We start from the raw sequence: 16773 nt of genomic DNA on the forward strand, positions 1-16773 counted from the left end.
GTGACTCAGCTCAGCGCGCGGGCCATCGCGTCGCGCGGCGTGGGAAGGCCCGTGAACTGCTCCACCTGGCTGTAGGCCTGGTTGAGCAACATCACCAGACCGCCGACCACGCGTCCCCCGCGTGCGGACACCGCCTCGGCAAGGGGGGTGGGCCACGGGTCGTAGATGACGTCGACGAGCGCCGACGCCTCGGCGACCGCGTCGACGATCGGAGCGGCGGCGGCCGCGGGCACGGTCGACACCACGACCCCTGCCTCGGCGCAGGTGTGCGCGAGTTGCCCAGAGGACGCGAACGGAAGGAGACTCACGCCGAGATCGAGTCGCTGTGCGAGGTCGACTACGTCGCGCGCGCGTGTTTCGTCGCGGGCGACGACGGTCAGATCGGTGATTCCGGCGTCTGCGAGGGCGGCCACACTCGGCAGGGCCGTCCCGCCCGCACCGATGACCACCGCGCGCGGTCGCTCGGACGTGGACACTCCGATCTCGCGCAACGCCCCGGTCATGCCGTCGATGTCGGTGCAATCGGCACGCCAGCCGCTCTCGGTGCGGACCAGGGTGTTCGCGGAGCCCACGAGGACTGCGCGGTCGGTGCGCTCGTCGGCGACCTCCAGTGCAACCCGCTTGCCGGGCATCGTCACCGACAGTCCCACCCACTCGTCCGTGAGTTCCCGCACCAGCGTCGGCAGCCGACGCTCGTCACACTCGATGCGCTCGTAGCTCCAGTCGTCGAGTCCCAGTGCCCGGTAGGCCGCGAGGTGCAGATCGGGCGAACGCGAGTGCGATACCGGCGACCCGAGGACAGCGGCTTTACGGCCAACAGTGCCGCCGGTCGGCGTACCTCGTGGCGGAGGTGTCAGATCCATCGGGTCAACTGCACCCGGTCGTCAGGAGCTTGTTCTCGCACGCCTGCTCGCGGTTGCGCTTGTGCTCGTCGAAGGTGTCGGCGAACAGCGTCGTTCCGTTGCGGTCGACCGTGACGAAGTAGAGCCAGTTCCCGCTCTCGGGGTGCTCGGTCGCCTCGAGCGCGCGTTCACCGACGGCACCGATCGGTGTCGCGGGCAGGCCCTTCATCTGATACGTGTTCCACGCGTTGTCGGACTTGTACGCCTCGCCGTCGAGGTCGATGTTGGTCACCGTGGCGGTGTAGTTCGCCGTCGAGTCCATCTCGAGTCGCTGGTCCTTGTCCAGACGATTCAGGATCACTCGCGCGACCTTCGCGTAATCATCCGGCTTGGCGACCTCGCGTTCGACGACGGAGGCCGCCACGAGCGTCTGGTACGGCGTCAGCCCCGACTCGTTGGCATTCTGCCCGCCCAGTCCCCACTGGGCGAAACGCTGGGCACTCTGCGAGATCAGCTCATGCAGGATCTGCGTGGCGGACATGTGCGGATCGATGGTCTCCCAGGTTCCCGGCGCTATCAGACCCTCGATCCTCCGGTGATCGCCGTTGAGTTTCTCGACATCGGCCACAGCCCAGTCGGGTACCCCGAGTTGCTGTGCCGACGTGGTGGCGGCCGCCTTCTGCAGATCGTCGACCGTGACGCCGATGGTGCGTCCGTTGACGGTGACAGCCGTGGCGTCGGAGATCATCTGGAAGATACCGGGCGTCGTCTTTCCGTCGACACCCTTCTTCGTGTCGATCTGCAGCCCCTCGGGGACAACGACCCGACCAACCCGGTGCGTGGTTCCGTCGGTGAGCATCTGCACCGCCGTCGACGCGGGTATCTCGGTACGCATCTTGTAAAAGCCACCCGAGATCGCTTGTCCGTCAGCCGCATTGATGAACGCTCGCTGGCTGCCGACGACGTTGTCGTCGGCGAGGATCCGACCGAAGTCCTTGAGGGTCGAGTTCTGCGGGATGTCGACGATCACATCGCCGGTTCCGGCGGCGTTCGTGTAGTCCTTGCGCGAGTCGAGCAGCCCCGCGGCGCGCAGCCCGTAGTAGCCGACACCGCCCACCGCCACCAACATGATGACGATGACCGCAGCAAGCACTCCTCGTCGCTTGCGCCGCCTGCGCTGTGCCTCCGCGGTACGTGGACGGCCCCTCCCCCGACGGGTCGGGACGATCGGCTCGTCGTGATCGATCGAGTCGTAGGCGGCGTCGTATTGGTTCGGCTCGCGGTCGACGTCATGTGGCTCTTCGGTCACTGTCGCCGTCGCGCGCGCCACCGGCGCCGGCGACGAAGCGGCCACGGTATCGACCGGTCCGGTGTCGGGCCCCTTCGCTCCGACACCACCGTGCGCGTCGGCCGCGTCCCCGTGCGCCCCGCCCGATGGCGCCCCGACCGACGGAGCACTGTCTGATCGCGATCGGGATGCGGGCGGGCGGGCGGCGGGCGATATGCGTTGCGGTCGCGCCCGGCGCGGCGTCGCCATGTGGAACGCGTCGGCATCCCCGGAATCGGTGCTCGCCGCACCCTCGACCCGGCCTCGCATGGTGGTCGGTTCCTGGGTGTGCGGTCGCGGCGCCGGTTGCGGTCGGGTCGGGGGCGCCGCCGGTGGTGTCGTCGCCGAGCGCGGGCCGGGCCGCTGCGCGGCTCGCCTCGCGGAGGACGAACCCTGTGTGCGGCCCGCGCCTGCGGCGTCGTCACGGACTCCGTCGGTGCGGTTGGCGTCGGTGCGGTTGGCGTCGGTGCGGTTGTAGGCCGTCGGGTTCACACCGTTCTGGCCGTCGTCGCCTCGAACGATCGGGATCTGTCCCGTGGTTCCGGTGCGCCGACGCCGGTGCCGGTTGTGCGGTTTGCCCTCTGCCGGCTGAGTGAAGTACCGGAGTCGCTCGAGATCGAGCCCTTCGGTATCGTGATCAGAAGGTTCGCGATGACGATTCCGATGCCGCTCGTCGGTCACCGCGCGTCGCCTCCCTCATCAGAACTGTTGGTGGACAGCACGGATCCACTCATCGTCGCGAATCCAGCCACCCCTGCAGAATAGCGACCGCTGCAGCCTGATCAATCACCCCACGCGACGTTTTGGTGTTACGACCGCTCGCGTGCAGCGCTTGCTGCGCAGCTACGGTGGTCAGTCGCTCGTCGGAATAGAGCACAGGAATCCCCTCCAGTTTGTCGGCGAGTCGGGTGCCGAAGTCACGGGCTTTCTCAACCGCCGGGCCGTCGGTGTTGCGAAGAGTCTTGGGCAAACCGACGATCACCCCGACCGCCTCGTACTCCTCGACCAAGGCGCACAGCCGCCTCACCGCTCCATCGATGTCGCGTCCGGGGACCGTCTCGACCGGCGTCGCCAGGATGCTGTCGGGGTCGCTCACCGCGACCCCGATGCGGACGCTGCCGACATCCACACCGAGACGACGCCCACGCGTCACACTCATCGGGCGACGAGCTCCCGGATGCGCGTTCGTGCGGCGTCGATACCTGACGGATCGGTGCCCGATCCCTGTGCGAGGTCGGGCTTTCCACCCCCACGTCCGCCGACGAGCGGTGCGATCTCCTTGACCAGGTCGCCCGCCTTGATCCCCGCCCCGCGCGCCGACTCGGTCGTCGCGATGACGAACGGGACCTTGGTGTCGTCGCCCTCACCCGTCGTCGAGAACAGCGCTATCACCGCCTGTCGGTCACCGACACGTCCGCGCAGATCTGTGGCGATACCACGGAGGTCATTGGCACCGACTCCCGGCACCAGTCCGCCGACCACCAGCGTCGAACCGACGGTGTCGGCGGAATCGAGCAGGCCTGCGGCAGCCGAGCGAGCGGCGTCGGCGCGAACCCTCTCGAGTTGCTTCTCCGCGTCGCGCAGGCGGGTGACGAGCTGCTCCACACGTCCCGGAACCTCTTCGGAGGGCACCTTGAGCGACGAGGCGAGCCCCGCGAGCAGCGCGCGCTCCTTGGACAGGTACCGGAACGAGTCCATGCCGACGTATGCCTCGACGCGTCGCACCCCTGACCCGACGGAGGATTCACCGATGAGGGTGACCGGGCCGATCTGTGCCGACGACGCCACGTGGGTTCCGCCACACAGCTCCATCGAGAAGGGTCCGCCGATCTCGACGACGCGCACCACGTCGCCATAGTTCTCGCCGAACAGCGCCATCGCGCCCATCGCCTTGGCCTCGGTCAGACCGGTCTCGAAGGTGTGCACCGGGTAGTTCGCCTCGACCGCGCCGTTCGAGATCTCCTCGATCTGCTGCCGCTGGTCCTCGGTCAGCGCCGAGCCGGAGTGGAAGTCGAAACGCAGGTATCCGGGTCGGTTCAGCGAGCCCGCCTGGGTGGCGCTCGGGCCGAGCACCTCGCGCAGGGCCGCGTGCACCATGTGGGTACCCGAATGTCCCTGTGTCGCACCGTGTCTCCACGATTGGTCGACCGCGGCGATCACCTCGTCGCCGTCGTGGATCTCGCCCGCGTCGACGGTCGCCTTGTGCAGCCACACCGACTTGCCGACCTTCTGCACGTCGCTGACGGTCAATCGCGTCCCGTCGCTGGTGGTGATGGAACCCACGTCGGCCATCTGACCGCCGGCCTCGGCGTACAACGGCGTCCGGTCGAGGATGACCGTGGTCTGTTCTCCCGGACCGGCAGAACGTACGCGTGCACCATCGGTGATGAGACCGAGTACGCGCGCCTCGGACACCAATTCGTCGAAGCCGGTGAACTCGGTGGGGCCGCGATCGAGGAACTCGCGGTAGACAGCGGCGTCGGTGTGTCCGGTCTTGCGGGCGACGGCGTCGTCCTTCGCACGCTGCTTCTGCTCCGCCATCAGTTCGGTGAAGCCCTGCTGGTCGACGTCGAGGCCGGCCTCGGCAGCCATCTCGAGGGTCAGGTCGATCGGAAAGCCATAGGTGTCGTGCAGGGTGAACGCATCGTTGCCGCTGATGGTCGTCTTGTTCGCGGACTTCGTCGCCTGCGCGGCGTCTGCGAAGAGCTTCGATCCGGCCTCCAGAGTCTTGGAGAACGACGTCTCCTCCCCGACCGCGACGGAAACGATGTGATCGCGCTGCTCGGCGAGCTCGGGATACGACGGCGACATCACGTCGATCACCGTGTTGGCGATGACCTCCATCGTCGGCTCCGTTGCGCCGAGCAGTCGCATCGAGCGGACCACTCGACGCAGCAGTCGCCGCAGCACGTAACCGCGACCGTCGTTACCGGGCAGCACGCCGTCGCCAATGAGCATCACCGCGGTGCGCGAGTGGTCGGCGATGACGCGGAACTTCACGTCGTCGTCGTGATTGCCCACTCCGTAGCCACGCCCGGTCAGCTGCGATGCCAGGTCGATGAGCGGCTTGAGCAGATCCGTCTCGTAGACATTGTCGACGCCCTGCAGCAGGCAGGCGACCCGTTCGACTCCCATTCCGGTGTCGATGTTCTTCTTCGGGAGGGGCCCGAGGATCTCGTAGCCCTCCTTCGCGCCGCCGGGACCGCGCTCGTTCTGCATGAACACGAGATTCCAGATCTCGATGTAGCGGTCCTCGTCGGCTTCGGGTCCGCCCTCGACCCCGTAGTCCGGACCACGGTCGTAGAAGATCTCCGAGCACGGGCCGCAGGGACCCGGCACGCCCATCGACCAGTAGTTGTCTTTCATCCCCCGTCGTTGGATGCGCTCGGCGGGGACGCCGATCTCGTCGCGCCAGATGCCGAACGCCTCGTCGTCGTCGAGGTAGACAGTGGGCCACAGCTTCTGCGGATCGATACCGTATCCGCCGTCGGCGACCGACGAGGTGAGCAGATCCCAGGCGAATCTGATGGCCTCACGCTTGAAGTAATCGCCGAAGGAGAAGTTGCCCGCCATCTGGAAGAAGGTGTTGTGGCGGGTCGTGATACCCACCTCCTCGATGTCGAGGGTGCGCACACACTTCTGCACGCTGGTCGCTCGGTCGAACGGGGGTGTCTGCTCACCGAGGAAGTACGGCTTGAACGGCACCATGCCCGCGTTGACGAACAGCAGGTTGGGATCGTCGAGGATCAGCGAGGCACTCGGCACCTCGGTGTGTCCGGCCTTGATGAAGTGATCCAGGAATCGCTGCCGGATCTCATGCGTCTGCACTGGGTTCTCGTCCTCGGTGGTCGTGGTGCGTCTGTGGTCGGCGTCGGGGTGAATCGGGCGTGCACCAATCCGACGATCTGCGACATACCAGCCTACCGCCGCCCGACGAAGAGACCCGAACGGCGTCGTCAGCAGCACGAAACGGTCACATGGCTAACGATCACGTGGCGACGCCCGATCACAGCGACATGACCCGAATCACAGCAGCACGCTCCGCGCTCGCCCTGTTCATCGCCCTCACCCTCAGTGCGGTGGGAGTCGGCGTCGCATCCGCCGCCGACTACAACGAATACGACGGCGTGATCAACCAGACGTCTCTACACCGGTGCAATGCACTCAGCCCCAACATCGTCGACAACACCTACTCCGGCGCGATCAGCACGATGCAGTGGTTGCGTAACGGACAGCGCGGAGCCGTGGAAGTCTCGATCTCGGTGAGCCTCAGTATCTGGGGTTACGACAACATCATGACCGTCGTCTGGACGAACCTGAACACGCATCGTTCGGGCACGCTGCGGGGGATCCAGCACACCACCGCGGCGACCGGCGGGTCGATGTACGACTTCCGCGACGTCCGCACCGGCGCGGGACGCGTCCGCATCGAGCTGCGTCCGGTGAAACGCGGTCCACTGCTGACCCTGCCTGCGCCGAGTTGCTCCGACGTCTTCGTCGTGAAGTAGCCGGCATGGCGGGTGAGCCTGCCGACGTCTCGTCCGGACTTCGGATCGGGCCGCGTCACCCTTGTCGCGATCGCCGCGTGGCGCGCCGCACGATGGACCGCAACTTGGCGACGCGCGGGCCGATCTCGCGTTCGAAACCGTGGTCGGTGGGCTCGTAGTAGTCGACGCCGACGAGTTCGTCCGGCGGATACTGTTGCGGCACAACACCGTCGGGATCGTTGTGTGGGTACTGGTATCCGACCCCACTGCCGAGCTTCTTGGCCCCGCTGTAGTGAGCATCGCGCAGCCCCGGAGGTACTGCTCCTGCCTTGCCGGCCTCGACGTCGGCGAGCGCAGCCCCGATGGCGCTGACGACACCCGCCGATTTCGGGGCGGTGGCGAGGTGGATCGTCGCCTGCGCGAGCGCCAGTTTCGCCTCGGGCATCCCGACGTGCGCCACGACCTGCGCGGCGGCGACCGCGGTCTGCAGAGCCATCGGATCGGCCATCCCGATGTCCTCGCTTGCATGGATCATCAGGCGTCGGGCGATGAACCGGGGATCTTCACCGGCGGCGATCATCCGCGCGAGGTAGTGCAGCGCGGCGTCGACGTCGGATCCGCGGATGGACTTGATGAACGCACTGGTCACGTCATAGTGCTGGTCGCCGTCGCGGTCGTAGCGCACCGCGGCACGGTCGATGGCCGCCTCCACGTCGGCCACGTCGATACTCGGCGGCAGGGTTTCGTCGGGGGTCGGGTCGTCGCCGTCGGAGTCGGGCACCGGGTCGCGGAGCACGGCGTCGGCGCTCGCCTCGAGGGCGGTCAGTGCCCTGCGCGCGTCACCGCCCGCAACTGCCACGAGGTGGTCGTAGGCCTGTTCGGTCACGGTGACCGCGCCGGCCAGCCCGCGGTCGTCGGCGACAGCACGCTGCAGCACCGTGCGGATGTCGTCGTCGGTGAGTGAACGCAACTGCAGGACAAGTGATCTGGACAGAAGCGGCGACACCACCGAGAACGACGGGTTCTCGGTCGTCGCGGCGACGAGCAGAACGATCCTGTTCTCGACGGCGTCGAGCAGCGCATCCTGCTGGGTCTTGGAGAACCGGTGGACCTCATCGATGAACAAGACGGTCTGTTCGCCCGCTGCGAGTCGCCTGCGCGCGACCTCGATGACCGCGCGCACCTCCTTGACGCCGGCGGACAAGGCGGAGAGCGCTTCGAAGCGACCACCCGCCGCGCTCGATATCAATGAGGCCATCGTGGTCTTGCCGGTCCCCGGCGGTCCGTACAGCAGGACGGACGCCGCCCCGGAACCGTTGATCAGGCGCCGTAGCGGCGACCCCGCGCCGAGCAGATGCTGCTGACCGACGATGTCGTCGAGAGTCTGTGGTCGCATCCGCACCGGCAGCGGCGCGTTCGGCGACGGCGACGAGTTGAGCGACGTGGCGCCGCTCGACGCGCTCGCTGGTGGCGGCGGGTCGAACAATCCCCCCACCGCGGTCAATCCAGCCACGAACGCTGCAGCGCGAGACCCACGTCGGTGGCGAATTCGGAGACCTCGGCATTGCTCGTCGCCGCTGCGGCGAGATCGGACCACCGAGCGACGAGCACGCGGGGGTCGTTGGTGTGCAGCGCCCAGTCGTGGGCGTAATGGGTCATCGGAGCGATGTCGGTCGCCGAGTCCGGAAGCATCCACACCGTCGACAGCCAGACCCACAGCAGCCGGGCGGTCAGCAGCTGACGCTGCATCACGCGGTCGCGCTCGAGCGCCGGCCAGATCGGCACAACCTCCGAGCGCCATGCGTCGACCATCGAGACCTCGAGGTCGAGTCGATGTGCGACACCTGTCGGCCCGAGTTGGGGTGCGAAGGTGACCAGCGCGTACGCGATGTCGAGAGTGGCGTCACGGAACCCGCCCCACTCGTAGTCCATGAACTGCACGCCGTCGTCGTTGAGCAGGATGTTCTCCGGCCCCACGTCCGACGGGCTGAACGCGCGGTGCTCTCCGTCGTCGAAGAGCGAGCATGCCGAGGTCAGTGCCTCTGCCACGGCGTCGGGGAGCGTCAGGCCGAGGTCGGCGACACGTGCCGAGGCCGCCGACACAGCACGGATGGCTTCGTCCCGGAGGATGTCCCTGCCCGCCGTACCCGCGGCTCCGTGACGCACGAGCGCATCGAAATCGCTCTCGCCGCCGACTGTGGCCGCATGCATCCGGCCAAGCGCCTGGCCCCAGGCGCTGACCGCGCGGGTCATCTCGACGACGTCGGCATCGGCGAGCAGGGCGGTCAGCGGATGTCCCCGGCCGAGGTCGGAGAGCACCATCAGCCTGTTGTCGGGGTCGGATGCGATCAGTTGGGGGCCGGGACGTGACTCGGTCGGCAGTGCTGTCGCGTATTTGTACGAGGCGATCTCGCGGTGAAACGCCTGGGGATCCTCATGGCTCGGGAGTGCCTTGATGACCAGGGTGCGATCCATCGACAGCGGATTCTGCGCCACCCGTACCCGCACGACCGTGGTTCGGCCGCTCCCTCCGAGGTCTTCGGGATCCGCGAGAACCACGGGGGCTCCCGCGCGGCGGGACAGCATTGCTTCTGCGGCACGCACCACGCTGGTGACGCGGCTCTCTGTGATGACCGTCATGGCAGCCACCAACTTACTCGCAGGCGCCGACACGCGTCATCGACTTTCTCCACACATACGCGCCCTCTCACGACTAACACACGCTTGACCTGCAGCTTTGTCATAACACTTTCTTTTTAGGCGCAAACGACGACGATTCGGTTCGACGACGTGTGTTCGACCGACATCGGTCGCGGACCGTGCGTGATCGACGGTGGTGGCGTGGTGTCACCATCCGGTCTCGGACAGCGGGCTGACATCGACGGAGACCTCGATCTCGCTCTTGCTCGCATCGGTGTAGATCACGCCGCGAAGGGGTGGGACGTCGTCGTAGTCGCGGCCCCACGCGACCGTGACGTGACGTTCGTCGACGAGCTTGTTGTTGGTCGGATCAAACGCGAGCCATCGGTCCCCCGGGAGCCAGACCGCCGCCCACGCATGGCTGGCGTCGGCCCCGAAGATGCGCTCGGTACCCGGTGGTGGATCTGTCGCGAGGTAACCGGATTCGTACCTCGCCGCCAGTCCGACCGAGCGCAGGCAGGCGATCGCGACGCGCGCGAAGTCCTGACACACGCCCATGCGGCGTTCGAGAACCGTGTCGACGCGGGTGCTGATGGCCGTCGACCCCGACCGGTAGGTGAAGTCCGAGAAGATCCGCGAGGTCAGATCGGTGATCGCGTCGATGAGCGGTCGTCCCGGTGTGAACACCGCCGCGGCGTAGTCGCGCACGGCCTGGGTGATCTCCGGAGGGTCGAGGTCGAGTACGAACTCGTCGACGAGCACCGCACCGACCGCGGCTGGTCGTGCGTCCTCCCACGGCGCGCGGGCCGCGACGCTGTGCACCAGTCCCTGGTCGATCGGGTCGACCTCGACGATCGACGTCGCGGTGACCTCGAGAACGCGGTGAGCGGCGCGCACATGGAAATATGCGTCGATGTTGCCGTACACGTCGACGCCGACCGATCGGTCCGCGGGCTCCGGGTCGATCACCGTCTCCGTCTCGTGGACACGCTGGTACGGAAGGTCGCGGGGCGTCAGGTAGCAACGCCCGTACGACGACGACACCTCGTCGTCGTAGGTGTAACACGTGCGGTGGAAGACGCGGTACCTCCTGGTACCGGGCGCCCCATTCGCCCCATTCGCCACAGGCGCGGCAGAAGCGTCAGTCTGCGGCGCGTTCGATGGTGTGGTCACAGCGGACCGCCCCCTCCCCAGATCGGTTGCGCGGTACGGGGTGGCGCGAATCGTGTGCGGTTGAGCAGATCGGAGAGCTCGCGGGCGTGGTCGCGGAGCGCACGCGTCAGTTCGACGAGGTCGGCGCGCGTTCCGTCCGCGCCGACGTGGCTGAGATCGGCGGGATCACACCGTCGTAGCTCTGCTGCCATCTCCTCGACGGCACGTTCGGCCGCCGCCGAGCGTATCGCTTCGGGTAGCGCGGTGAGATCATCGCGCATCCTGCTGAGCTGGTAGATCATCGCGCGCGGGTTCGTCTCGTCGAACATGAGCAGTTCTGCGACGGCTTCCGCGCGGTAGAGACCACGGTTGCGTCGTCGGTAGATCACCGACGATTCGGTGGCACTGAGGAACGATTCCAGCAGGGTCTGCTCCATGTCGAGGGGATGTTCCTGGGCGAACAGCGATCTGGTGAGGTCCGCGAGGGTGATGACCCGCTCGATGCGCCTGCCGAGGTCCATGAGCAGCCATGCGGCGTCGTGGACCATCGACTCGGCCTGCAGGCCCGACAGTGCGAGAGCGCCGTGCAGGATGTTCTCGTGGGTGCGGGCGAGGTCGGGTCCGAGATCGAGTGCTGCGTCGCCGAAGACCCCTGTGCCCGCTCCGACGTCGTCGCGCGCACGTTCGATCTGGCGGGTCATCGACTCGAGTGCACGCTCCATGGGTGTGAGCACCATCCAGGTGCTCGTCGACATCTGATCGCGGACGGCTCGAGCGGTGGCGACGAGTCGTTCCGTCGAATGTGCGATGGTGCCGGGTGTGTAGCGGTTGACGGTCAGTTCGGCGATCTTGACTATCGCCTCGTTGACCTGTTCGAGCGACGACAGGGCCGAGTCGTCGTCGAGCAGCGACTCGCGGGTACCGAGGAGACTTGCGGTACCGGTAACTTCGGCGACCGCGTGCAGGAACAGCGGCACGGCGGCGGTCCCCGACATCCACGGGCGGTACTGGAAGTCCTGGTAGCGCTCGCGCGCGACCTTGGCCAACCGGGTGACCGACTCGGTGCGCTCCCCGTATCGGCCGAACCAGAACATGTCGGCGAGCACACGGGGACTCGCCGCTGCGGCGATGTCGGAGTAGCTGGTCGAGGTGGGCCGTGCGGCGATGGTGACCACGTCGTCGGGTTCGCCACCGCGTAGTTCCGTGCGCCGCGAGACATGGCCTCCCACATCCGGATTGGTGACCCAGATGTCCTTGGCTGCGATGGAGGCCAGCGATGCGCCTATCACGCCGTCGGCGAGAACCGATCCCAACCCGCCGGGCATCACCGCGTAGGTGGGGCCCTGCGTGACCGAGAACGCACGCACCGACACCGGCGCGGCGCGAAGCGTCCCACGGCCCTGTGTCGGCAGCGCAGCCTCGGTCAGACTCGGCGCGACCGAGTAGGCCTCGACCTCCCGGCCCACCCACTGCCACGTATCCGCGCCGATCCGCGCGCGCAGCGTGTCCCTGGTAGCCGAATCGGTCGCAGGACCCACGAATTCCTCTCCCGTGCGGAAGTTCGTCAGGACGAGCGAGTCGAGAGACGCGAGCATCTTCGAACGGTCGGACCCATCCCCCGCCCAGTACGTGGGTACGGCCCCGAGTGCGAGTTCCTCGTCGATGAGCATCGGTGCGACCTTGGCCAGCACGGTGTTCAAAGCCGGATTCTCGAGCACCCCGCTGCCAAGTGTGTTGACGACGGTGACGTTTCCGCGCGAGATGGCCTCGACGAGGCCGGCGACGCCGAGCCGTGAGTTGGTTCGTAGATCGAGTGGATCGCAGTAGGCGGCGTCGACGCGGCGCAGCAGGACGTCGACCCGCTTGTACTTGCCGAGAGACCGCATGTAGAGCGCACCGTCGCGGACGGTGAGGTCGGCGCCCTCGACCAGCGGGAAACCGAGGACCGACGCCAGATACGCCTGGTCGAAGAAGGTCTCGGACATGCTGCCGGGACTGAACACCGCGACTGTCGGGTCGTCGACGCCAGGCGGGGCGTAGTCGGTCAGCGCGAGCCGCAGCGTGCCCGCGAAGGTGGACATCGGGCGGGGTGCGCAGCGTTGGAACAGTTGCGGGAACGTGCGTGAGATCAGTCGCCTGTCGGCGATGGCGAACCCGACTCCCGACGGCGCCTGCGTGCGGTCGCCGTAGACGGCGAAGGTGCCATCCGAGAGCCGTCCGAGGTCGAGCGCGTGCAGGAACAGTGCATGCGGGCCCGCGACCTCCAGCCGAGCAGCCTTGCGAATGTAGCCCGGGTGGCCGAAGACCATCTCGGGCGGGATTAGGCCGGCGTTGATGGTCTTCTGGTCGCGGTAGATGTCGCGCAGGATCAGATCGAGCAGCGTCGAACGCTGGGTGATCGCCTTTTCCAGTTCTGCCCATTCGACGCCGTCGACGATCAGCGGCACGGCGTCGAGCAGCCACGGACGCGGGACGGTCGTGGTGCCCTCGACCTGGTTGTAGACCACGCCCTCGTCGGAGACCGCCGACGCCAGGCGGGCGGCCGAGGCGCGCAGTCGGGCGTCGCCCCGCAGCTCATAGCCCGCGACGAGGTCTTCCCATGCCGGCCGGGTCACGCCCGTGGCGTCGAGTACCTCGTCGTAATGATTGCGCGCGGCAGCCGGTGCGACACCGCCCCGCAGCTGCCCGAGATCGAACAGCGTGTAACCGTCGGACCGGTATCTGTCGAACACCGCGGGCACACCGCCGCCCGCTGAAACAGTCACCGAAGAACTGTACGTGCCCGGCGCAGATCCAGGATCGTCGGGACCCCACTGTCGGTGGCCATGCGGGCGACCCGCTCGCGCAGGAGACCGACGTCGACGGAGCCGCTGGTGTGCCCGGCGGCCTCGAATCGGCCGTTTCGCCGGGACTCGGCCTCCACGGCGTTGACCGGCGGGCGGTCGTAGGCGCGCCCACCCGGATGCACGACGTGGTAGGTCGCACCACCGACGGACCGACCCGCCAGGGTGTCGACCAGATCGAAGGTCAGTGGTGTGTCGATGCTGATGGTCGGGTGCAGGGCACTCGGCGGCTGCCAGGCACGGAAGCGGATTCCCGCGACCCGTTCACCCGGTCTGCCCGTGCTGGTCAGCGGGATGGGATAGCCGTTGCACGTCAACACGAAACGCTCGTCCTCGGCGCCCTGCACACGCACCTGCACGCGCTCGATCGACGAGTCGACGTACCGCGCCGTACCGGTGCCGGTCGACTCCTCACCGAGCGTGTTCCACGGTTCGATGGCGCCGCGCAGCTCGACCTCGTACTCGCGGATCGCGACCGTGCCGAGCCGTGGGAAGCGGAATTCCGTGAAGGGGTCGAGCCAAGCGGTGTCGAACGGATAGCCGGCCTCGCGGAGTTCCTCTGCCACCTGTGCGATGTCGGCGATGACGTAGTGCGGCAGCAGATGCTTGCCGTGCAGGTCTGCGCCGTGGCGGATGAGCCTGCTGCGGTAGGGCTTCTCCCAGAACCACGAGACCAGCGAACGGACGAGGAGTGACTGCACCATCGCCATGCGGTGATGCGGGGGCATCTCGAATCCGCGCAGTTCGAGCAGCCCGAGCCTGCCGCGTGCCGAGTCGGGACTGTAGAGCTTGTCGATGCAGAACTCCGCCCGGTGGGTGTTGCCGGTGATGTCGGTGAGCAGGTGCCGCAACGCGCGGTCGGTGACCCACGGGTTGGGCGGGGCGTCAGCTCCGCGCGCAGGCTCTCCCTTCACTGCGAGCCGGTCGATCTCGGCGAACGCGATCTCCATCTCGTAGAGCGACGACTCGCGCCCCTCGTCCGCGCGCGGCGCCTGCGACGTCGTCCCGATGAACTTGCCACTGAACAGGTAGGACAACGACGGGTGGCGCTGCCAGTACGTCAGCATCGAGACCAACAGGTCCGGGCGGCGCAGCAGCGGCGAATCCGCGGGGGTCGAACCGCCGAGCGTGATGTGGTTTCCGCCGCCGGTGCCCCCGTGGCTACCGTCGAGATCGAACGTCTCGGTGCCCAGACGGGCGTGCCGCGCGTGGTCGTACAGCGAATCGAGCAGCTCCGCCTGCTCGGCGAAACTGCTCGTCGGCTGGACGTTGACCTCGATGACGCCCGGGTCAGGGGTCACCGTCAGCGTCGTGAGCCGGGCGTCGGCCGGCGGGCCGTAGCCCTCGACGACGACCGGGGTGTCGATCGCTGCAGCCGCGTTCTCGATCATCTCGACGATCGCCAGATACTCCTCGAGTTCGGCGGTCGGCGGCAGGAACACGTACAACACGTCTCCACGCTTCTCGGCGACAAGCGCGGTGCGCGGCACGAAGGCGGCGGGACTGACGTCGGTGACGGTGCGGCCCAGTGCTTCGATCACATCGTCGGGCAGCGGATCCGCGCGTACGGAGGGGTCGGCCTCGTAGAGGACGGGCGCCGGACCCCACGACAACGAGTTGAGTGGGAGTCGCAGCCCAGCGGGCGAGGTGCCGGGCGTGAGCACCAGGCGTCCGCGCCGCGTCGTCCAGCGTGCGCTCTGCCACGCCGTGCCGTCCTCGGAACGGCTCAGCGGCAGGACGAACGCCGTGGGGTCGGTGACCGACGCATCCAGCGAGGCGAGCAGTTCACGACGCGCCTCGGTGGAATCGTCGGCCGGCTCGATGTCGGAATCGGCGTCGACCGCCTCTGCCGCGGCACTCGCCCACGCCGCCGCACGCGCCGCGGGGAGTGTGGGGTCCGAACCCGGGTCGCCCGGCGGGAGTGCCGACAACTCGCGCATCCGCACCAACGGATCCTCGAATGCGGGCATCACCTGCGAGCCGGGCAGCCCCAACGCGGAGGCGAACGCCGACAGCAGTTTCTCGGCCGACGGGTCGGCACCGGAACCCGGTTTCGGTCCAGACGCTTCGAGCGACATCGCCTCGGCTGCCTTGGCCCTGGTCTGCCACGGGTCGGCGAGTAGGTCACGTCGACGCCAGATCGGCTGACCGTCGGTCCGCCACATGACAGCGATCTGCCAGCGCGGCAACGGTTCTCCCGGATACCACTTGCCCTGACTGCGCTGCACCAGGCCCGTGGGCGCGTAGTCGTCGGCGAGGCGGCCGGCAAGCTTCGACGCCAGCTCCCGCTTGTGCGGCCCGTCGGCGGCGGTGGTCCACTCCGGGTCGCTCTGGTTGTCGAGTGAGACGAACGTCGGCTCACCACCCATCGTGAGCCGGACGTCGTTCTCGGCCATCTTCGCGTCGACCGCCGCACCGAGTTCGACGACCCGATCCCACTGGGACTCGGTGTAGGGCAACGTAACCCGAGGGTCCTCGTGGAAACGGGTGACGGTGTTGGAGAAGTCGAGCGTCGCGTGGCACGGTCCTGTGGCACCGGTGATCGGAGCGGCGCCGCCGGGCGTCGGCGTCGCGGCGAGCGGGATGTGCCCCTCGCCCGCGAACAGACCTGACGTCGGGTCCATGCCGACCCAACCCGCGCCGGGGAGATAGACCTCCGTCCACGCGTGCAGATCGGTGAAGTCGGCGGCGGGGCCCGACGGGCCGTCGAGTGACTTCACGTCGGAGGTCAGCTGCACCAGGTAGCCGGACACGAAACGCGCGGCGAGACCGAGTTCACGCAGCAGGGCCACCAGCAGCCATGCCGAGTCGCGGCACGAGCCGATGGCGCTCGAGAGCGTGAACTCCGGCGTCTGCACGCCCTGTTCGAGCCGGACCGTGTAGCCGACGGCGTCGCGCACGGCCTGGTTCAGCGACACGAGAAAGTCGATGATGCGCGTGGTCGACGTGGGCTTGTTGGCTGCGGCGAACTCCGCGACAGCGGGATGCACCGGAGCGCCCGAGAATTCACCCTCGGTGACCCCGACAGGCCGCAGGTAGACCTCGAGATCCTCGCGGAGTTCGTCGGGATAGGTGAATCCGTAGTCCTCGGCCCAGTCCTCGATGAAGAAGTCGAACGGGTTGATCGCCGTGAGGTCGGCGACGAGACTCACGGTGATCGACAGCGACGACGACGGCTCCGGAAACACAAGGCGCGCCTGATAATTGCTGAACGCGTCCTGCTGCCAGTTCAGGAAGTGTCCCTCGGGCTCTACCTTGAGCGAATACGCCTCGATCGGAGTGCGCGAATGCGGGGCCGGACGCAAGCGCACCACGTGCGGGTAGATCTTGACCGGTCGATCGAACGCGTATGCCGTGCGATGTTCGAGCGCCACTTTGATTGTCACCGGTCGTCCTCCCGGAGGTCGTCGAGCAGATACGTCCCCATGGGTAGAAATCTCAGCACAGATGACGCCCGTGTGCCCGGTGTGAGGTCACCGACG

The 16773-nt window shown here is 67.6% G+C and carries 10 protein-coding genes; 1 reads left to right on the top strand and 9 read right to left on the bottom strand.

Features of this window, described 5'->3' with window-relative positions; all coding sequences use genetic code 11:
- Positions 1-5: 5 nt before the first annotated feature.
- The 4 genes from LK459_RS22255 to alaS form a co-directional block, all read right to left on the bottom strand.
- Complete coding sequence (locus LK459_RS22255) at positions 6-863, bottom strand: shikimate dehydrogenase (RefSeq protein ID WP_227920838.1); 858 nt, start codon at positions 861-863, stop codon at positions 6-8.
- A 4-nt stretch (positions 864-867) separates the two neighbouring features.
- Positions 868-2379, bottom strand: coding sequence for an endolytic transglycosylase MltG (gene mltG / locus LK459_RS22260; RefSeq protein ID WP_407648829.1), 1512 nt, complete (start codon positions 2377-2379; stop codon positions 868-870).
- A 520-nt stretch (positions 2380-2899) separates the two neighbouring features.
- Complete coding sequence (ruvX, locus tag LK459_RS22265) at positions 2900-3328, bottom strand: Holliday junction resolvase RuvX (protein WP_007239378.1); 429 nt, start codon at positions 3326-3328, stop codon at positions 2900-2902.
- Positions 3325-5997 (bottom strand): alanine--tRNA ligase, encoded by a 2673-nt coding sequence (gene alaS / locus LK459_RS22270; protein ID WP_227920842.1) that lies wholly within the window; start codon positions 5995-5997, stop codon positions 3325-3327. The genes ruvX and alaS overlap by 4 nt, the downstream gene beginning before the upstream one ends.
- Positions 5998-6185: 188 nt before the next feature.
- Between alaS and LK459_RS22275 the strand changes: the two genes are divergently transcribed.
- Positions 6186-6677, top strand: coding sequence for a hypothetical protein (locus LK459_RS22275; protein ID WP_227920844.1), 492 nt, complete (start codon positions 6186-6188; stop codon positions 6675-6677).
- A 55-nt stretch (positions 6678-6732) separates the two neighbouring features.
- Here LK459_RS22275 and LK459_RS22280 read toward each other — a convergent pair whose 3' ends face one another.
- The 5 genes from LK459_RS22280 to LK459_RS22300 form a co-directional block, all read right to left on the bottom strand.
- Positions 6733-8151, bottom strand: a complete 1419-nt coding sequence (locus tag LK459_RS22280) for a replication-associated recombination protein A (protein ID WP_227923964.1) — start codon at positions 8149-8151, stop codon at positions 6733-6735.
- Positions 8152-8156: 5 nt separating this feature from the next.
- The gene (locus LK459_RS22285; protein ID WP_227920845.1) at positions 8157-9296 is read right to left on the bottom strand and encodes a protein kinase family protein; all 1140 of its coding nucleotides are present in this window, start codon (positions 9294-9296) and stop codon (positions 8157-8159) included.
- 207 nt (positions 9297-9503) lie between these two features.
- Positions 9504-10421 (bottom strand): transglutaminase family protein, encoded by a 918-nt coding sequence (locus LK459_RS22290; RefSeq protein ID WP_227923966.1) that lies wholly within the window; start codon positions 10419-10421, stop codon positions 9504-9506.
- A gap of 44 nt (positions 10422-10465) precedes the next feature.
- Positions 10466-13213 carry a circularly permuted type 2 ATP-grasp protein gene (locus tag LK459_RS22295; protein ID WP_227920847.1) on the bottom strand — a complete coding sequence of 916 codons (2748 nt, stop codon included), beginning with the start codon at positions 13211-13213 and terminating at the stop codon, positions 10466-10468.
- Positions 13210-16677, bottom strand: coding sequence for a transglutaminase family protein (locus LK459_RS22300; RefSeq protein WP_227920849.1), 3468 nt, complete (start codon positions 16675-16677; stop codon positions 13210-13212). The genes LK459_RS22295 and LK459_RS22300 overlap by 4 nt, the downstream gene beginning before the upstream one ends.
- Positions 16678-16773: the final 96 nt, after the last annotated feature.

The sequence above is a fragment of the Gordonia otitidis genome (assembly GCF_020735545.1).
GTDB lineage: Bacteria > Actinomycetota > Actinomycetes > Mycobacteriales > Mycobacteriaceae > Gordonia > Gordonia otitidis.